The 18,536-nt window shown below is 64.6% G+C and carries 13 protein-coding genes; 10 read left to right on the forward strand and 3 right to left on the reverse strand.

Annotation, left to right across the window (positions count from 1 at the left end; translation table 11 throughout):
* Positions 1-19 precede the first annotated feature (19 nt).
* Complete coding sequence (locus AB3X98_RS22785) at positions 20-547, forward strand: PAAR domain-containing protein (protein WP_368603699.1); 528 nt, start codon at positions 20-22, stop codon at positions 545-547.
* Positions 544-1,311 carry a hypothetical protein gene (locus AB3X98_RS22790; RefSeq protein ID WP_368603632.1) on the forward strand — a complete coding sequence of 256 codons (768 nt, stop codon included), beginning with the start codon at positions 544-546 and terminating at the stop codon, positions 1,309-1,311. The genes AB3X98_RS22785 and AB3X98_RS22790 overlap by 4 nt, the downstream gene beginning before the upstream one ends.
* Before the next feature lie 447 nt (positions 1,312-1,758).
* Here the strand turns inward: AB3X98_RS22790 and AB3X98_RS22795 are convergent, their stop codons facing one another.
* Both AB3X98_RS22795 and AB3X98_RS22800 read right to left on the reverse strand, forming a co-directional pair.
* A complete protein-coding gene (locus AB3X98_RS22795; RefSeq protein WP_368603631.1) occupies positions 1,759-3,024 on the reverse strand; it encodes a tyrosine-type recombinase/integrase in 1,266 nt (421 codons plus the stop codon).
* Between the two features lie 311 nt (positions 3,025-3,335).
* Positions 3,336-3,986, reverse strand: a complete 651-nt coding sequence (locus AB3X98_RS22800) for an SGNH/GDSL hydrolase family protein (protein ID WP_368603630.1) — start codon at positions 3,984-3,986, stop codon at positions 3,336-3,338.
* 114 nt (positions 3,987-4,100) lie between these two features.
* On the opposite strand from AB3X98_RS22800, the gene AB3X98_RS22805 reads away from it, so the two are divergent.
* From AB3X98_RS22805 to AB3X98_RS22820, 4 genes are all read left to right on the forward strand, one after another.
* The gene (locus AB3X98_RS22805; RefSeq protein WP_069267360.1) at positions 4,101-4,703 is read left to right on the forward strand and encodes a TetR/AcrR family transcriptional regulator; all 603 of its coding nucleotides are present in this window, start codon (positions 4,101-4,103) and stop codon (positions 4,701-4,703) included.
* Between the two features lie 148 nt (positions 4,704-4,851).
* On the forward strand, positions 4,852-5,535 hold the full coding sequence (locus AB3X98_RS22810) for a type 1 glutamine amidotransferase domain-containing protein (protein WP_368603629.1): 684 nt from the start codon (positions 4,852-4,854) through the stop codon (positions 5,533-5,535).
* A gap of 181 nt (positions 5,536-5,716) precedes the next feature.
* The gene (locus AB3X98_RS22815) at positions 5,717-6,814 is read left to right on the forward strand and encodes an NADH:flavin oxidoreductase/NADH oxidase (RefSeq protein ID WP_368603628.1); all 1,098 of its coding nucleotides are present in this window, start codon (positions 5,717-5,719) and stop codon (positions 6,812-6,814) included.
* 42 nt (positions 6,815-6,856) lie between these two features.
* Complete coding sequence (locus tag AB3X98_RS22820; RefSeq protein ID WP_368603627.1) at positions 6,857-7,156, forward strand: putative quinol monooxygenase; 300 nt, start codon at positions 6,857-6,859, stop codon at positions 7,154-7,156.
* A gap of 102 nt (positions 7,157-7,258) precedes the next feature.
* On the opposite strand, the gene adhP is transcribed toward AB3X98_RS22820, so the two are convergent.
* Entirely contained in the window at positions 7,259-8,287 is a 1,029-nt protein-coding gene (adhP, locus tag AB3X98_RS22825; protein WP_069267483.1) for an alcohol dehydrogenase AdhP, read from the reverse strand.
* Positions 8,288-8,514: 227 nt separating this feature from the next.
* Between adhP and AB3X98_RS22830 the strand changes: the two genes are divergently transcribed.
* The 4 genes from AB3X98_RS22830 to AB3X98_RS22845 all read left to right on the forward strand — a co-directional run bounded on the left by AB3X98_RS22830 (position 8,515) and on the right by AB3X98_RS22845 (position 18,422).
* Complete coding sequence (locus AB3X98_RS22830; protein WP_368603626.1) at positions 8,515-10,869, forward strand: tetratricopeptide repeat protein; 2,355 nt, start codon at positions 8,515-8,517, stop codon at positions 10,867-10,869.
* A gap of 223 nt (positions 10,870-11,092) precedes the next feature.
* The gene (uvrA, locus tag AB3X98_RS22835; protein WP_368603625.1) at positions 11,093-16,990 is read left to right on the forward strand and encodes an excinuclease ABC subunit UvrA; all 5,898 of its coding nucleotides are present in this window, start codon (positions 11,093-11,095) and stop codon (positions 16,988-16,990) included.
* Positions 16,991-17,295: 305 nt separating this feature from the next.
* Positions 17,296-17,526, forward strand: coding sequence for an H-NS histone family protein (locus AB3X98_RS22840; protein ID WP_069267441.1), 231 nt, complete (start codon positions 17,296-17,298; stop codon positions 17,524-17,526).
* Between the two features lie 317 nt (positions 17,527-17,843).
* Positions 17,844-18,422 carry an NnrU family protein gene (locus AB3X98_RS22845; protein ID WP_069267442.1) on the forward strand — a complete coding sequence of 193 codons (579 nt, stop codon included), beginning with the start codon at positions 17,844-17,846 and terminating at the stop codon, positions 18,420-18,422.
* The last annotated feature ends 114 nt before the right edge of the window (positions 18,423-18,536 follow it).

The raw sequence follows: 18,536 nt of genomic DNA on the forward strand, positions 1-18,536 counted from the left end.
GAGGCGATATTTCATCGTGATGGGCGACAAGACAACGGCTGGCGGCGTCGTGATTCAAGGCGAGGAAAGCTGCAGGAACGACGGTAAGGCATTGGCCTATCACGGAGCGCAGATCTATTGTCATGCATGCAAGACGACCGGCTACATCTGCAACGTGCCCCCGTATCGACCGATGCTCCTGATGGGCAAGCAGGTCGCGATGGAGAATGACATCTGTATCTGCAAGTGCGATCCGCCGCCGCGTCTGATCGCGTCTCAGAACAACGCATCCATGTCGTTCGATTCAAGTGAAGCTGCCGCAATGTTGTATGGGGCAAGCGAGAGGGGTTCTGACCAGCGTGGAGCAACTGAGGATACTGGCTTCGACCGTCATTTTCGCTTTGTCGATGAGAGTGGTCATTCGGTTTCAGGAATTCGAGTTCATCTAATCGACACGAGCGGCCAGAGCCGCGCGATAACGACCGACAGCTCGGGTCAAACGCCCAAAATTTCGGGGAGCGAGGGACAACAAATTGGCGTGCGCCTTTCGAGGAGGCAGACGCAATGAGCAACGTTATTTGGGCACCGCTCACACGCAAAGAGGATGAGTCTCCGCACACTTGCAGGCTGAAGGTCTACTGGAAGACAACGAAGGAATGGACGCCCGCCGACATACGCGCATATCACGCTTCGATTCCCCAGTTGGCTGAAAGCGCGAGAGTTTCTGGACGGCGATTCACATGCGAAGATTTCGCACTGGAGCTGCTTTGCGAGTTCGCTTCAACACGGGGGTTGCCTGTCAAGCTTACAGACGGGGTCCGTGAGTATCGCAACATGGACATCTATGATCCGAACTACCACGAAAATTATCCACAGACGCCGCGCGGGTTTACCACAATGGTCATGGTTAGCTTTGGCGCTCCCGATATACAGCGAAGCGGAAGCAATACTGAGCGACTTAGCAGCGCGTCCGATCTGCTGCCCGGCGATCTACTGGCCCTAGCGCTAGACGCGAAGGGTCGAGCATCGGGGAACCGGGCTCACCACGTCCAAGTGGTCGTAGAAAAGACGGACGCGAAAATCCGCATCTATCAGGGCAATTCTGACTGGACGATTCATAAGCCCATAACCTGGTTTAATCAGGCGTTAGGCAGGAACTCGGCGGATCCGGATCAGAGTGCCTACGCGGGAATGTCGCCTGAGACCGGGCAGTTCACGAGGATAAATGGCATCCAATGGGACTACCGAAACAGCATCACTGGCCACGAGGAGACGGATTTCCTGAGATATTTTGAGTTCTACCGATGGAACTTCATGGAGTTTAACGATTGAGCGCCTATTCTCAGAATGTCGCATACGCCGCCGCGTTGGCCGATGGGGATGCCTCGTATTTTCTATGGATTATCGGTGCGCTGTGCCTGATGACCTGGGTTGTTGGGCTTAGGAAGGCGGTACGAGAGAGCGGATGGTACCGGCTACTGGCCACAGTGGCCCTCTTGGCGCTTCCAGCGCTGCTAATCGTCGGCATGGCTGCGTCTATGATGCCGGCCGCATAGCTTCCCCTACGACATTCCCACGTTTTTAGAACCACAACGCCCGGTTGTTGAAAGCCACCTTTGGGTGGCCGCCTGAGCTTGGTCTTGACCGTGCAGAAGGCCCTTGTCATGACAGTGGACCGAGAGAAGCAACGAGTGCCGATTGGTGGCCGCTGCGTAGCCGATCGTCGAATGCCTGTATAAAAACACAGTGCGGCCCGGGTCCCGCTACCTTCTCGGCAGCCTATGCAGCTCTTCGCGGCTTGAACTGCACAACGTTCGAGGTGCGATCCTCGTGCGGCGTCGTTCCATCGCAGCAATCGCTAATGAACTTCGCCCATGCTTCCATGGCGTGCCGGCGCTCCGGTATCTCTTCGCGCACGTCGTAGACACCTTCGATGCCCGGGAGCTTGTGATTGAGTGCGATTTCGCTGATTTCGCGCGAAAAGCCCAGGTTGCGCAGGTGTCCCTTCGCCGTCGAGCGCGTGTCGTGCGGCGTGAAGCGGCGCACGTCGAAGTCCTCCCGCTCGAACGCGCGCCGGATGGCGTGCTGTAAGACACTGCGGCCGACGCGCCCAGAGTGGCTCGTCGATCTGCGCGCCGGGCATAGCCATTCGGAGTCGCCCGCCATCGCGATGAGCTCGCACATCCACTCTACGACGAGCGGTGCGAGAGGCACGAGGAACGCCTCACGCGTCTTTGTTGTATCGGCCTCGATTAGCCAACTCCCGCGCGCCAGGTCGATCGCATCTTTCCTGCTCCGCACGAGTTCCGCCTGACGTACGCACGTCGCGAGAAGGATGCGGAACATGAGGCCGTCTTGGCGCCCGAGCTTGTCGTCGAGCCCCGGCAGGACGGTGGCCAGTTCATTCTCGGAGAGCATGATGCGCTTGCGCTTGGCGGGCTGCTTGCCCTTGATCGTCGAGAGGTCGATGCCAGCAGCCGGATTGACGTCGATCAAGCGCTTGCCGATCGCATGAGCGAACACCTGACGCGTGAGCCCGAGCAGCGCCTTGGAGGTCGACCACGGGCGGCCGGCGCATTCGATCATGTAGACGACGTCTGACGGGCGTACGACATGGGCGTCAAGCGCGCCGATCGCGGGCTTTACCAGCGTGGCGATCAGCCATTTATATTGGGACACGCTCGAGTGGGACAGATCGGGATAGCGCTTGTCCTCGAAGTCGTCGCAGAGCTTGCTGACCGTCATTGCCGCACGCACGCGCGCCTTTTCGACCTTTCGGTCGGTCGCCGGGTCTTCGCCAGCGTCGATGCGAGCGCGGTACATTCGCGTCTGCTTGCGTGCCTCGGAGAGTGTCAGTTCGGGATAGCTGCCGAGGGTCATCTCGCGCCGGCGGCTACCGCGGCTGTAGCGCAGCACCCAGGTTGCGGCCCGGGTGTCCGACAGCGTGAAGGTGAGGCCGTCGCCGTCTGCTCGGGCGACGGGTTCGCCCGCGGCGAGCCAGCGGCGCAGTTGGAGCTCGTCGAGGACATGGTGATTGCGTGCCATTGCGTTATGTGTGAAGTGATCGCACGCGGATTATGTTTCGTGCTCCAGCTACCAGTCCACCCACCATGCGGAGGCGTGTCTGTGTGACTCATCGTGATCCAACGTGACACGTTCAACCTTAGGAAAATCAGGGGCTTAGCCGCACTGATGATCCGTCGTGACTCGTCCTGATTCAACCAATAACATGATGTCGCGTTAAGCGTTCATCGTTGCTGGACTTGCGCTTCGCCCGCTGCGGGTGAAGCGCAAAAGAAAAACGCCGCCAGGCCTTCAGGCCGGCGGCGTTTTTCTTTTTGCGGCCCGATGTGCGCTTATGCGCCGAAGCGCTGGCGCACGACTTCCGCGACGGCCTTGCCGAGCCGGTGGTGTTGCGAGGCTTCGTAGTGAATGCCGTCGGTGGGGCTAACAGTGGCGAATTCGCCGGCGTCGAGAAACGCCGAGCCGTATTTGACGGCTACGCGCTCATAGAGCGGCGCAAGCAGGCGCGATTTCGCGGCGCCCCCCGTGAAGATATCGCCGAGAAAGCCAATCTCTTCGATCGGCACCGGCGACATGAGCAGCACATGCGGCGTCGAGCCGCCCGGACCCGCCCGGCACGCGACGAGCGTTTCGAGCAGCACATCGACCGAGTTCGCAACGTCGGTGGGCGTGACGGAAAAGCGTGTCTTGAGGTCGTTGGTGCCGAGCATCAGCGCGACCACATCGATGGGCAACTGGCTTTCGAGGCATGGGCGCAGATAGGCGAGACCGTTCTTGTGCCGGCCTTCGATGGGATCGTCGTGAACCGTGGTGCGCGCGGGCAGGCCTTCCTCGATGATCGCCCAGCCCGGCCCCAGCGCCTCGCGCAGCACGCCGGGCCAGCGGTCGGCGGGGCCGAATCGCTCGGACACACCGGGCACGGTCAGCGGCTTCGTGCCGTGCGTATTGGAATCGCCGTAACAGAGCAGGGTGCGTGACGTCATGGGTTGCCTCTTCCTGGTTACTGGTTAGCTGGTTGCGGGGTGCGATGCAATGCCATTACTCATCGTGGGAGATTACTAGACGACTGGTCTAATCGCTCTGTACCATGTCACCTCATGAATGCAGCGGCAGCCGTCGAAGTGCGGCAACACATACTCGATACCGCCATGCCCATTCTGCTGGGCAAGGGCTTTTCCGCAGTCGGTCTCAATGAGATCCTCGCGGCCGCCGGTGTGCCTAAAGGGTCGTTCTATCACTATTTCGGCTCGAAGGAAGCGTTCGGCGAAGCCTTGCTCACGTCGTATTTCGACGAGTATGCGGAGCGTCTCGACGATCTGCTGGTGCGGGCGCCGGGCACGGCGGCCGAGAAGCTGATGCGCTACTGGGACGAGTGGCGCCTGATCCAGTGCGCCGACGATCCCGTAGGCAAATGTCTCGCGGTGAAGCTGGGCGCGGAGGTGAGCGACCTTTCCGAGGCGATGCGCGAGGCGCTGCGTCTTGGCACCGATGCGACGATCTCGCGCATTGCTGCGTGCCTCGAAGCAGGGCGCGTGGATGGCTCGCTCGCAGGTGTAAACGACGCCGCGACCATGGCGGTGACGCTCTACGAACTCTGGCTCGGCGCGACGCTGCTCGAGAAGATCCACCGCGACCGCAAGCCGCTCGACGCGGCTATGGCGACCACGCGCATCCTGTTGAACCTGCCTCCGGGCAACTAACCGAACGCGAAGCCGCGGCGGCGTGTGAAGTGCGCGCGATTGTCGCGTTTTGCGCAGAAGTACTAGACGACCGGTCTAATAGAGCATGAAGAGACCGGTTTCCGAAGGGCGTGCGAGCGCCCGAACCTAACGCAAAAAAGGAACGCCGATGAAGGTACTGATTGTTTTGACCTCGCACGAGGACCTCGGCAACACGGGCAAGAAGACGGGTTTCTGGCTCGAGGAGTTCGCCGCGCCTTACTACGCGCTGCGCGACGCCGGCGCCGAGCTCACGCTCGCGTCGCCCAAGGGCGGCCAGCCGCCGCTCGATCCGAAGAGCAGCGATCCCGCCGCGCAGACCGATGCGACACGGCGGTTCGCATCCGATAGCGTGGCGCAAACGGCGCTAGCCAGTACGAAACGTCTCGCCGAGATCAACGCGAGCGCGTTCGACGCCGTCTTCTATCCGGGCGGCCACGGCCCGCTCTGGGACCTGGCCGAAGATCCGGTTTCGATCGCGCTGATCGAAAAGACGATCGCCGCGGGCAAGCCTGTCGCTGCCGTTTGCCATGCACCGGGCGTGCTGCGTCACGTGAAGGGGGCAGACGGCAAGCCGCTCGTGGCCGGCAAGTCGGTCACCGGGTTTTCGAATGACGAAGAAGCCGCCGTGCAGTTGACGGCCGTCGTGCCGTTCCTCGTCGAGGACATGCTGAAGGCCAACGGCGGCCAGTACTCGAAGGCCGCCGACTGGCAGCCGCATGTCGCAACCGACGGCCTGCTCATCACGGGCCAGAACCCGGCTTCGTCGGAGCCGGTTGCCGAAGCCCTGCTCGCGGCGCTGCGACGCGCTTGATGTTGCGCGAACGCGCGCGTCTTTGGCGAGCGCGTTCGCTTCCCTCGATTTCCTTTCGGCAACGCTGCGAGGCGCGCTCGCAGCGGGTGTGCGGCTGCGCGTTGCCGCAAGGAAATCCCGTTTTTGCCAACCGGCGCAGGTGCCGCGCGACGCGCGACCCGTGCCAAGAAAGGAGCTGTAGATGTCCGCATTGTTCGAGCCGTTCAAGCTCAAGGGCGTGTCCCTGCGCAACCGCATCGCCGTGCCGCCGATGTGCCAGTACATGGCCGTCGATGGCGTGATCAACGACTGGCACCACGTCCACTACGCGCAAATCGCGCGCGGCGGCGCTGGCCTCGTGATCGTCGAGGCGACGGCGGTTTCGCCCGAAGGCCGCATCACCCCGGGCTGCACGGGCCTGTGGAACGACGCGCAGAGGGAAGCGTTCAAGCCCACCGTCGCGGCGATCAAGGCAGCGGGCGCCGTGCCTGGCATCCAGATTGCGCACGCGGGGCGCAAAGCGAGCGCGAACCGCCCGTGGGAAGGCGACGACCACATCGCCGAAGGCGACGCGCGCGGCTGGCAGACCATCGCGCCCTCGGCAACGGCGTTCGGCGCGCATTTGCCGAAGGTGCCGAAGGCGATGACGATCGACGACATTGCACGTGTGCGCGAGGACTTCGTGGCCGCGGCGAAGCGCGCACTCGAAGCCGGCTTCGAATGGCTCGAACTGCACTTTGCGCACGGCTATCTCGGCCAGAGCTTTTTCTCGACGCATTCGAACCAGCGCGACGATATCTATGGCGGCAGCCTCGAGAACCGCAGCCGTTTCCTGCTGGAAACGCTGGCCGCGGTGCGCAAGGTCTGGCCGGAGCATCTGCCGCTGACGGCGCGCTTTGGCGTGATCGAGTACGATGGCCGCGACGAGGAAACGCTTGCCGAATCGATCGAACTGGCCAAGGGCCTCAAGCGCGAAGGCCTCGACATGCTGGGCGTGAGCGTCGGCTTCTCGACGCCCGCCGCGCAGATTCCGTGGGCGCCCGCATTCCTCGCGCCGATCGCACAAAAAGTGCGTCGCGCAACCGGTCTGCCGGTGTCGTCGGCATGGGGGATCGGCACGCCGGAACTGGCCGAGCGCTCGGTGGCGAAGGAGCAACTCGATATCGTGATGGTCGGGCGCGCGCATCTCGCGAATCCGCACTGGCCGTATTTCGCGGCTCAGGTACTGGGTGTCGAACGCGCCGCATGGACCTTGCCGGCGCCTTACGCGCACTGGCTCGAGCGCTACAAGGTCGGCTGAAATGTGCCGACCGGTTCAACCGTTGACGATGAGGGAATACCGATGACCGTCTATCTATTCGCGAGCATTACGCCCAAGCCCGAGCATGTCGCCGATGTGGAGGCGCTCATGCGCGATATGGTTTCGCACACGCGCAAGGAACCGGGCAATTTGCGCTACGACCTGCTGCGCCGCTCCGATGGCGCACCGGGCTTTTACCTTTACGAAACCTATGTCGACGAGGCCGCGGTGCAGGCGCATCGCGAAAGCGCACACTTCGTGGCATACCGCGCGAAGATTGGTGCGTGGGTGACGGAGCCGCCCGAAGTGAAGCTGCTGAAGGGCGTGGACGTCGCGGACTGAGGCCGCGCTTCTTGCCGCAATCGTTGCGGCGATCCATTGACGCGCCGGATATCGCTTCGCAGCGGTGTCCGGCGCGTTTTTCATTGAGCGGCCACGCTCGGCTCAGCCCGCCATATCGAGCACGACGCGGCCTTCGATCGCGCCGCGCTCCATGCGCGCGAACACGTCGTTGATGTTCTCCAGTTTTTCCGTGGAGACGGTCGCCTTGACCTTGCCTTCCTGCGCGAACATCAGCGACTCTTCGAGATCGAGCCGTGTGCCGACGATCGAGCCGCGCACCGTCACGCCGCCCAGCACCATGTCGAAGATCGGCAGCGGAAAGTCACCGGGCGGCAGGCCGTTCAGCGACACCGTGCCGCCCCGGCGCACCATGCCAAGCGCCTGCGAAAACGCAACGGGCGAGACCGCGGTCACGAGCACGCCGTGCGCGCCGCCAATCTCCTTCTTCAGATACGCCGCGGGATCGGTGGTTTTCGCGTTGACCGTCACGGTCGCGCCGAGGCGTTTCGCCAGTTCGAGTTTCGTATCGTCGACATCGACGGCTGCGACGTTGAGCCCCATCGCGCGCGCGTACTGCACGGCCATGTGGCCGAGGCCGCCCACGCCGGAAATCACGACCCAGTTGCCAGGGCGCGTGTCGGTGACTTTCAGGCCCTTGTAGACCGTCACGCCCGCGCAGAGCACGGGTGCGATTTCGATGAAGTCGATATTTTTCGGCAGCAGGCCGACGTAATTCGCGTCGGCTTTCGCGTATTGCGCGAAGCCGCCATTGACCGAATAGCCGGTGTTCTGCTGCTGCTCGCAAAGCGTTTCCCAGCCGCCGAGGCAATGTTCGCAATGGCCGCATGCCGAGTAGAGCCACGGAATGCCCACGCGATCGCCTTCCTTCACGTGCGTGACGCCCGCGCCCACTCCCACCACATAGCCGACGCCCTCGTGACCGGGAATGAACGGCGGCTGCGGCTTCACGGGCCAGTCGCCGTGCGCGGCGTGCAGGTCCGTGTGGCACACGCCGCAGGCTTCGATTTTCACCAGCAGCTCGCCTGGCCCCGGAGTGGGGACGGTCACTTCCTCCAGCACGAGGGGTTTGCCAAATGCGCGGACTACCGCGGCTTGCATCGTCTTGCTCATCGTCGGGCTCCTGTCGAAGCTGAGTGGCGGCGCGCGGCCGGATGCGTTGCGCATCGCGGTGTCGCCGCACGTCCGCCTGCCTTTCGAGTTTGAAGGAAAGGATTGTCGTGTGCGATGAACTTGCTCAATAGTCGGTAGTAGAACGGCTGTGAAGGTTTCGAAAGAAACTGCCGTTAATATTGAATAAGGTTTGGTAACGACTTCGTTGCACGAATTCAGTGAGCCCGATGCAGAACGACTCCCTTTACGAGCGCGCCAGTGAGCGCCATTTCGCCGGCGACCTGCCGCGCGCGCGTCAGTTGTACACGCAATTGCTCGAAGCCGACGCAGCGCACGCGGGCGCGATGTTTCGCCTCGGCGTGATTGGTCTACAGGAAGGCGCGCCGGCCGATGCGATCGGCTGGCTGCAGCGCGCGCTCGCCATCGAGCCCGGTCAGCGGCGCTATCGCGAAGGCCTGGGGCAGGCCTATGCCATGGCCGCGCGCCACGCCGAAGCGGCGCAGATCTATCGCGGTCTGCTGGCGGACGACGCGTCGTCGGCCGATCTCTGGTGCGGGCTCGGCGCGGCGCTGCAGGCGCAGGGTGCGCTGGCGGAAGCGGTGGAGGCGTGGCGCGCGGCACTGGAGCGCGAGGCGAACCGCGCCGATGCCTGGAACAATCTCGGCAATTGTCTGCGTCTGCTGGGCGATTCCGGCGAGGCTCAGGCCGCTTACCGTCGAGCGCTCGCCTTGCAGCCGGGCGATGTCAACGCATTGACGAACCTCGGCACGCTGCTGCAGGAAGCGGGGCAGGACGAGGAGGCGCTCGAAAGCTTGCGCGCCGCGTTGGCGGCTGCGCCGGAAACCGCCGTCGCGATGATCAACCTCGGCGTGCTGCTGACGCGTCTTGAGCGTCTGGACGAGGCATTGCCCCTGCTCGAACGCGCGGTGGCCATCGAACCGCATATGGCGCATGCGGCCTACAACTATGGCGTCGCGCTGCAGGCGCGCGGCCGTTTGCGTGAGGCCGAAGCGCAATATCGCCGCGCGCTGGCGCTCGACGCGGCGCATGCGGAAGCGGCGAACAACCTTGGGAATGTCTGCCGCGATCTCGGCGATTACCCGGCTGCACGCGAAGCGTACGAAACGGCTATCCGCGCCCGGCCGGATTTCGTCGACGCGTTCAACAACGCCGCCAACCTGATGCGCACGCTCGGCAGCCTCGACGAGGCGCAAGCGCTCTTGCGCCAGGCCCTCGACCTCGATCCGTCGCGCTCGGCCACGCTCAACAATCTGGGCAACGTGCTCAAGGACTGCGGGGACCTGGACGAAGGCATCGAATGCTTTCGCCGGGCCGTGGCGAGCGAACCCGGCAACCTCATCGCGCACAGCAATCTTCTGTACGCGTTGTCGTTCCAGGCCGAAGACCCGCAGGTGATTCTCGACGAGGCGAGACGCTGGTCCGCGCAGCACGAAGCGCCGCTCGGCGTGCAACGCACGCGGGCGGCTGTCGAACCCGCGGCGGGAAGGCGCTTGCGCATCGGTTACGTATCGGGCGATTTTCGTGAGCATTGCCAGGCATTGTTCATGACGCCGCTGTTTGCCCACCACGACCGCACGCGCTTCGAGATTCACGCATACTCGAGCGTGGTCAGGCCCGATGCGACGACCGCACGTCTCGCCGCGCACGTAGACGAGTGGCACGACGTGCGCACGTTGAGCGACGCGGCGCTGGCGGACCAGATCCGTGCGGACGGCATCGATATCCTGGTCGATCTCACGATGCACATGTCCAATGGCCGGCCTCTGCTGTTCGCTCGCAAGCCGGCACCGGTGCAGGTCGCCTGGCTCGCTTATCCCGGTACGACCGGCATCGGCGCGATGGACTGGCGGCTCACCGATCCGTGGCTCGATCCGCCTGCACACGATCGCCACTACAGCGAAAAGTCGTGGCGTTTGCCGCACACGTTCTGGTGTTATGACCCGCTTGCTTCGGAACCCGAAGTGAATGCGCTGCCGGCATCGAGCGCGGGACACGTCACGTTCGGCAGCCTGAACAACCCGTGCAAGCTCACCGATACGACGCTGAACCTGTGGGCCCGTGTATTCGCGCGCTTGCCTGCGGCGCGCCTCGTGCTCATGGCCGCCGAGGGCGAAGCGAGGCGCGGCCTCGTACAACGGCTTGCGCGGGCAGGCATCGCCCCGGCGCGCGTGCGCTTCCTGCCGTTCCGGCCGCGCACGGATTATCTGCGCAGTTATCACGAGGTCGATCTCGGGCTCGACACGTTGCCGTACAACGGCCACACCACCTCGCTCGACGCGCTGTGGATGGGGGTGCCCGTCGTCACACGCATCGGGCCGACCGTGGCTGGGCGCGCGGGCTTGAGCCAGCTCGCGAACCTTGGTCTTGCCGAATTGGCCGCCGATTCCGACGAGGCATTCGTGGAGACGGCGGTGAGTCTCGCGAACGACTTGCCGCGCCTCGCGAATCTGCGCGCGGCGCTGCGCGAACGCATGGTGCACTCGCCGCTCATGGACGGAGAGCGGTTTGCGCGCGGCGTCGAAGCGGCGTACGGCGGCATGTGGCGCGCTGCAGCGCAATAGGGCCATCTGGCGCGTAAATACGGGCAACTGGGCCGAGACCCAGTCGAACGGCCATCCAGCGTGCTGTATAAATATACAGTAGAATTCTAGCCTGACAGCCAGGGCCGCGCGCCGATTTCCCCGCGCGCACCGCGCTGCAAGTTGCCGGGCCGCGCCGCGTATTTGCCCCATTTCGCGCGCCGTCCGGCCCCACGCGTGTGATCCAGCCGGAATGCCAGCGCAAGTGAGCGAAAACCGATCCATCCGAATCCGTGGTGCCCGCCAGCACAACCTCAAGAACCTCGACCTCGACCTGCACACCGGCGAAATGACGGTCGTCACCGGGCCTTCGGGCTCGGGCAAGTCGAGCCTCGTCTTCGATACGCTTTACGCGGAAGGCCAGCGCCGTTACGTCGAAACCTTCAGCGCCTACGCCCGTCAGTTCCTCGACCGCATGGACCGGCCGCAGGTCGATCGCGTGGACGGTGTGCCGCCCGCCATCGCCATCGACCAGACCAACCCCGTGCGCAGTTCGCGCTCCACGGTCGGCACGATGACGGAGCTCAATGACCACCTGAAGCTGCTGTACGCGCGCGCCGCGAATCTGTTCGACCGCGTCACGGCGCAGCCCGTGCGGCACGACACGCCTGAGACGATTTACGCCGAACTGATGGCGCGTACGGCCGCGGGCGACCCGCGTCTTGTGGTCACGTTTCCGGTCGAGTTGCCCGATACGACCACCGAGGAAGAAGTCGCGCAGTGGCTCTCCGCGAGTGGCTATACGCGCGTGCAGGCGCAGCGCGAGGTGAAGACGGCCGAAGGCACGCGCAAGCTGCTCGACGTGGTCGCCGACCGTTTCCGCATGCAGAACGTGGAGAAGAGCCGCGCGATCGAGGCGATCGAAGCCTCGCTCAAACGCGGCAGCGGGCGCGTGAACGTCTACGTGCTGGCCAGCAGCGATGACGATGCGCAGGCCGAGCCGCAGATCTGGCGCTTCTCGACGGGGCTGCATTGCCCGGACAGCGATTTACGCTACGCCGATCCGCAGCCCGCGTTGTTCTCGTTCAACTCGGCGTACGGCGCCTGCGACGCGTGCCGCGGTTTTGGCCGCGTGATCGGCGTGGATTGGGGCCTCGTGATCCCCGACGAACGCAAGACGCTGCGCGGCGGCGCGATCAAGCCGCTGCAAACGCCGGCGTGGAAGGAATGCCAGGACGACCTGATGCGCTATGCCGCCAAAGCCGGCATTCCGCGCGATACGGCATGGTCCGAGCTGACGCAGGCGCAGCGCGACTGGGTGATCAACGGCGCGCCCGACTGGAAGGGCAGCTGGCAAACGCAGTGGTACGGCGTGAAGCGCTTCTTCCAGTATCTGGAGTCGAAGGCCTACAAGATGCACATTCGCGTGCTGCTGTCGAAGTACCGCAGCTACACGCCGTGCGACACCTGCGGCGGCGCGCGCCTGAAAACCGAGGCCCTGCAATGGCGCCTCGGCACGCAGCAGAACGCGGACGACGTGCTCGCGCCGTCGGGACGTTTCCTGCCGCGGGGCGTGGACTGGACACGCGCGCAGCTCGAAGCGTTGCCGGGCCTCACCGTTCACGACGTGATGCTGCTGCCGATCGAGCGCATTCGCCGCTTCTTCGACAATCTTTCGCTTTCCTCAGCATTGCTCGACGACGCGCTGAAGCTGCTGCTCGAGGAAGTGCGCACGCGCCTGAAGTATCTCTGCGACGTGGGTCTCGGCTATCTGACGCTCGACCGCCAGAGCCGCACGCTTTCGGGCGGAGAAGTGCAGCGTATCAACCTGACCACGGCGCTCGGCACGTCGCTCACGAAAACGCTGTTCGTGCTCGATGAGCCGAGTATTGGCCTGCATCCGCGCGACCTCAACCGCATCGTCGAAGCGATGCAACGTCTGCGCGACGCGGGCAACACGCTCGTCGTGGTCGAGCACGATCCGTCCGTGATGCTCGCGGCCGACCGCCTCATCGACATGGGCCCCGGCCCGGGCGAGCGCGGCGGCTCGATCGTCTACGACGGCACGCCGAACGATATCCGCTCCTCGGGCACCCTGACGGGCGAGTATCTGGGCGGCCACCGCGCCGTTGCTGACGCTTCGCACTGGGAGCGACGCCCGGTTGATGCGTCCACGCCGAACCTCCTGCTCGAAGGCGCGAGCGAACACAACCTGCGCGACGTGACCGTGCAGATTCCGCTGCAGCGGCTCGTGTGCGTGACGGGCGTCTCGGGCTCGGGCAAATCCACGCTGGTGCAGGACGTGCTCTATCCCGCGCTCGCGCGGCATCTGGGCAAGGCGACGGAGGCGCCGGGCACGTTCCGCAAGCTGAGCGGCGCGGAGCAGATCAGCGACGCCGTGTTCGTCGATCAGTCGCCGATCGGCAAGACGGCGCGCTCGAATCCGGCCAGCTATGTCGGCGCCTTCGACGAGATCCGCAAGCTGTTCGCCAAGGCGACGCTCGCGAAGCAACGTGGGTACACGGCGGGCATGTTCAGCTTCAACTCGGGCGAAGGTCGCTGCCCGACCTGCGGCGGTTCGGGTTTCGAGCACATCGAAATGCAGTTCCTGAGCGATGTGTATCTGCGTTGCCCCGATTGCGACGGCAGCCGCTATCGCGCGGAAGTGCTCGAAGTGAAGATCGAGCGCGCGGGCCGCACGCTTTCGGTGGCGGACGTGCTCGACCTCACGGTCAGCGAAGCAGTGCAATGCTTCGCTGAGGATGCCGAAGTATTGCGCGTGCTGCAGCCTATCGTGGACGTCGGTCTCGAATACGTGAAGCTCGGCCAGCCGGTGCCGACGCTGTCGGGCGGCGAGGCGCAGCGACTGAAGCTCGCGGGCTATCTCGCCGAAACCGCGCAGTCGCGCGGCAAGGAAGCGGGCGGCCGCCTCTTCATGTTCGACGAACCGACTACGGGCCTGCATTTCGACGACATCGCCAAGCTGATGCGCGCCTTCGGCAAGCTGCTCGCGGGCGGTCATTCGCTGCTCGTGATCGAACATAACCTCGACGTGATCCGCGCCGCAGATTGGCTGATCGATCTCGGCCCCGAAGGCGGCGACGCGGGCGGCGAAGTGGTGTGCGTCGGCACGCCCGAAGACGTGATCGCGTGTCCGCGTTCGCATACGGGCGCGGCGCTCGAGCGCTACGAAGCCGCGCTTGGCAGCGGCGTCGAACTGCTGGCGGAAGAAGAGGGCGTGGCGCTGCAAACCGCATTGCGTGCCGCGCAGGCGCGCCGCGACGTGCAGGGCGAGGACGTGGTGCGCATCGTGAATGCGCGCGAGCACAACCTCAAGGCGCTCGACGTCGATATCCCGCACGGCCGCTTCAACGTCATCACGGGCGTGTCGGGCTCGGGCAAGTCCACGCTCGCGTTCGACATCCTCTTTCACGAAGGCCAGCGGCGCTACCTCGAATCGCTCAACGCGTATGCGCGTTCGATCGTGCAGCCCGCGGGCCGCCCCGAAGTCGATGCCGTGTACGGCATTCCGCCGACCGTCGCGATCGAGCAGCGCCTTTCGCGCGGCGGCCGCAAGAGCACGGTCGCCACGACCTCCGAGGTGTGGCACTTCCTGCGTCTGCTTTACGTGAAGCTCGGCGTGCAGCACTGCGTGCATGACGGCACGCCCGTCACGTCGCAGAGCGTCGATGCGATCGTCGCGCAACTGCTGCGCGAGCATCGCGGCCAGCATGTCGGTTTGCTCGCACCGCTCGTCGTCAATCGCAAGGGCGTGTACACCGATCTCGCGAAGTGGGCGAAGGCGCGCGGCAATACGCATCTGCGCGTGGATGGCGAGTTCGTGCCCGTCGCGCCGTGGCCCAAGCTCGACCGCTTCCGCGAGCATACGATCGAGTTGCCGGTGGGCGACCTCGTGATCGAGCCTGAAAACGAGGCGCAGTTGCGGACGATGCTCGGCGCGACGCTCGAAGCGGGCAAGGGCATCGTGCACCTGCTCGCGCCGCTCGACGGCCTCCATCACGTGCTGGGCAATGGCGGTTCGACGGCGAGCATCGGCGAGGTGAAGGTGCTGTCGACGCGGCGCGCCTGTCCCGTGTGCGGCACGAGCTATCCCGAACTCGATCCGCGTATGTTCTCGTACAACAGCAAGCATGGCTGGTGCACGACCTGCGTAGGCACGGGCCTCGCGCTCACGCGCGAGCAGCGCGCCGCCTATGACGACACGATCGTCGCCGAAGACGGCCGTGGCCGCGAGCAGACCCTGCCTTCGGAAGAGCAGGAACCCGACGGCATGGTCGACGAGCCGTGCCACGATTGCGGCGGCACGCGCCTGAATCCGGTGGCGCGCGCCGTGACGTTCGACGCGCATCCCATCGTCGATGTCGCGCAGTGGACCGTGGCGGATACGCGCCGCTGGATCGATACGCTGAAGCTCAATGGCCGCGACGCGCAGATCGCGCGCGACGTGGTGAGCGAAATCCGCAGCCGACTGCAGTTCCTGGAAGAAGTGGGGCTCGGCTATCTGAGCCTCGATCGCGCCGCGCCGAGCCTTTCGGGTGGCGAGGCACAGCGCATTCGTCTCGCTGCGCAACTCGGCAGTAACTTGCAGGGTGTGTGCTACGTGCTCGACGAACCGACCATCGGCCTGCATCCGCGCGACAACCAGATCCTGCTCGACGCGCTGCGCAGCCTCGGCGAGAAGGGCAACACGCTCGTGGTGGTCGAACACGACGAGGACACGATCCGGCGCGCCGATCACATCATCGACATCGGTCCGAGCGCGGGCAAGCGCGGCGGCCGTGTGGTCGCGCAGGGCAGCGTGGCCGATCTCGCGGCGCAGGCCGATTCGCTCACGGGCCGCTATCTCGCACAGCCGATCCAGCACCCGCTGCAGCCGCGTCGCGAAGTGCGTCCGGCGCGCGCGGGACGCGAGGCGGTGCCGGGCCAATGGCTCACCGTGCACGGCGGCAAGCTGCATAATCTGCGCAACGTCACCGCGCAGATTCCGCTCGGACGTCTCGTGGCGATCACCGGCGTGAGCGGCTCCGGCAAGTCCACGCTCGCGCGCGACGTGCTGCTTTCCAATCTGCTCGACGCCGTGGGGCGTTCGGTGCTGTCTTCGCCTGCCGAGCGCCGCGCGCGCAAGGCGGTGAAGGAGAAAGCGCCGAGCGCGGCGGAGCGCCGGTCGAGCGTGCTCGCCCGCACGAGCGCGAAGCCGAAGCTCGAGGTTTCGCATACGTGGCAGGGCTGCGATTCGATCAGCGGATGGGAAAGCATCGACCGCGTGCTCGAAGTCGACCAGACGCCGATCGGCAAAACGCCGCGCTCGTGCCCCGCGACCTATATCGGCGTGTGGGACGCGATCCGCCGGCTTTTCGCCGATACGCTCGAGGCGCGCGCCCGCGGCTATAGCGCGTCCCGTTTCTCGTTCAATACCGGCGACGGACGCTGTCCCGCGTGCGAAGGCCAGGGCGTGCGCACCATCGGCATGAGCTTCCTGCCCGACGTGAAGGTGCCGTGCGACGTGTGCCACGGCCAGCGCTTCAATCCGGAAACGCTGGCCGTGACGTGGCGCGGCCGGAACATCGGCGAAGTGCTGACGATGGAAATCGACGAGGCGGTGGAGTTCTTCGGGTCGATCACGAGTATTTCGCATCCGCTGCAGCTCATGAAGGACGTGGGTCTCGGCTACCTCACGCTCGGCCAGCCTTCGCCCACGCTCTCGGGCGGCGAGGCGCAGCGCATCAAGCTCGTGACCGAACTCTCGAAGGTGCGCGACGACATCACGCGCCGCGGCCAGAAGGCGCCGCACACGCTCTACGTGCTCGACGAGCCCACGGTGGGCCTGCACATGGCCGACGTGGCGCGCCTCATCAGCGTGCTGCACCGGCTTGCGGACGCGGGACATAGCGTCGTCGTGATCGAGCACGACCTCGACGTGATCGCCGAAGCCGACTGGATCATCGATCTCGGGCCCGAAGGCGGCGTGGGCGGTGGCACGATCGTCGCCGCGGCCGATCCCGAAGCGCTTGCGAAGGTGCGGGCGAGCCACACCGGTGCGGCGCTCGCGCCCGTGCTGGCGCGTGGCCAGGGTGACGTGAGCGCCGCCGAAAGCAAGCCTGCACCAGAGCGGCGCGCAACGGGCGCGGCGGCTTCAGGCTAAAGGAATGGAGCGGGCCGCAGAGGCCCGCTCCGCCTTGAAACCGCTTGATCTGTGCCGCGCGCGCAAGGTATCATCGGTTCCGCTTGCAGCAAACGTTCGCTCACCTGTAGCGGCGTCACCTGAGAGCGGAGCAGCGGACTACAGATCCCCTCCGAACCGGTCGCGGGCTCCATACCCAGGCTACCTCATCAGTGCAGCAAGGCTTCGCAGTTCGTGCGCGAAGCCTTTGTCTTTTCAGGGAAGACCATTCTTTGCCGATCGTTGTATCGGTGCCTTGCCCTTGACGAAGCGAGAGGAATTAATCGATGTTCGACCTCGATGGAGAGGCGCGCGAACGGCTCATCGTGTGGATTCGACGCCGCATGGAAGAGTACGGCATTACGTTCGAAGAGCTTGAAGCGTCTATTGCTGAAAGCGAAAAACTACCCAAGTACCGCGACGCATACGGGAATACGTGGAATGGCGAGGGCGATATGCCGGCCTGGCTGTTGCGCTATAAGCACGCGGGACAGGATATCGAGCATTTTCGCTGCTAGCCATGACGGTGCGTGAGTGCGCGCCGGTGTTGCCCTTCGACCGCCAGACCGTTCGCGGCGCATGCCGCAAAGCCGCACATCGGTGCGGCGCCCAGTATTATTCAGCATAGTTTTAAAATGCCTTTCGGCGCGAGCCGGGATTTAATTGCGCCTCCTAATGTGCCGTGCCGGTTTAGGCGCGCAATGATTTATGCATTCTTTTTTGCTGGCATTTGCGCGCGTAATTAGTCAGCTTTTTTGAAAACTTCGGTTGGCTGCGCGATCAAGCTGCGCGACAATCTCGCCCATTGCGTTCTTGCTACGGCAGGGAGGTAGTCATGGCGATACTCGTGCTGGGCCTCGTGATTTTCATTGGTGTCCATTCGATCCGCATCGTGGCAGGGCCCTGGCGCGCCGCGCAGATCGAGCGCCTGGGTCCGCGTGCCTGGCGAGGCGCGTTCGCGTTGCTCTCCATTCTGGGCTTCGTGCTGATCGTCTATGGCTACGGTCTGTCACGCCGCTACCCCGTGCCGATCTGGCTGCCGCCGTTCTGGATGGCGCATGTCACGGCACTCCTCACCGCCATTGCCTTCATTCTGATCGTCGCGGCCTATGTGCCGGGCAATCACTTCAAGCGCGCGCTCGGCCAGCCGTTCGTGAGCGGCGTCGCGCTTTGGGCGTTCGCGCATCTGCTCGCCAACGGCACGCTCAACGACATCATCCTCTTCGGGGTCTTCCTCGTCTGGGCGTTGTTCGAGCTGCGAGGCGAGAACCGGCGCGACCGAGAAGCCGGGGTGGTCTATCCGCCGGGAGAGGTGTCGCGCGATGCGATCGTCGTCGTGGTCGGGCTCGTCGTCTGGGCCGTGTTCGCCTTCTGGCTGCATGGCGTGCTGATCGGCGTGCGGCCGCTCGGCTGAGTGCGCGGCAGGCCGCGAGCGCACTGCAAAAAAAGAAGCCTGCGCATGGCAGGCTTCACAAGGTACAGCTCGGAGTTCCGCGATCAGATCGCAGTGTCACGATCATAGGGCCAG

Origin of the sequence: Paraburkholderia sp. BR14312, from assembly GCF_040948675.1 — a bacterium.
In the GTDB taxonomy this organism is placed as follows: Bacteria; Pseudomonadota; Gammaproteobacteria; order Burkholderiales; family Burkholderiaceae; genus Paraburkholderia; species Paraburkholderia nodosa_A.

Bases quoted from the DNA above. Each gene is read 5' to 3' on its own strand.
- AB3X98_RS22785 (WP_368603699.1), top strand. From the start codon at position 20: ATGGGCGACAAGACAACGGCTGGCGGCGTCGTGATTCAAGGCGAGGAA.
- AB3X98_RS22790 (WP_368603632.1), top strand. From the start codon at position 544: ATGAGCAACGTTATTTGGGCACCGCTCACACGCAAAGAGGATGAGTCT.
- AB3X98_RS22795 (WP_368603631.1), bottom strand. From the start codon at position 3,024: ATGGCACGCAATCACCATGTCCTCGACGAGCTCCAACTGCGCCGCTGG.
- AB3X98_RS22800 (WP_368603630.1), bottom strand. From the start codon at position 3,986: ATGACGTCACGCACCCTGCTCTGTTACGGCGATTCCAATACGCACGGC.
- AB3X98_RS22805 (WP_069267360.1), top strand. From the start codon at position 4,101: ATGAATGCAGCGGCAGCCGTCGAAGTGCGGCAACACATACTCGATACC.
- AB3X98_RS22810 (WP_368603629.1), top strand. From the start codon at position 4,852: ATGAAGGTACTGATTGTTTTGACCTCGCACGAGGACCTCGGCAACACG.
- AB3X98_RS22815 (WP_368603628.1), top strand. From the start codon at position 5,717: ATGTCCGCATTGTTCGAGCCGTTCAAGCTCAAGGGCGTGTCCCTGCGC.
- AB3X98_RS22820 (WP_368603627.1), top strand. From the start codon at position 6,857: ATGACCGTCTATCTATTCGCGAGCATTACGCCCAAGCCCGAGCATGTC.
- adhP (WP_069267483.1), bottom strand. From the start codon at position 8,287: ATGAGCAAGACGATGCAAGCCGCGGTAGTCCGCGCATTTGGCAAACCC.
- AB3X98_RS22830 (WP_368603626.1), top strand. From the start codon at position 8,515: ATGCAGAACGACTCCCTTTACGAGCGCGCCAGTGAGCGCCATTTCGCC.
- AB3X98_RS22840 (WP_069267441.1), top strand. From the start codon at position 17,296: ATGTTCGACCTCGATGGAGAGGCGCGCGAACGGCTCATCGTGTGGATT.
- AB3X98_RS22845 (WP_069267442.1), top strand. From the start codon at position 17,844: ATGGCGATACTCGTGCTGGGCCTCGTGATTTTCATTGGTGTCCATTCG.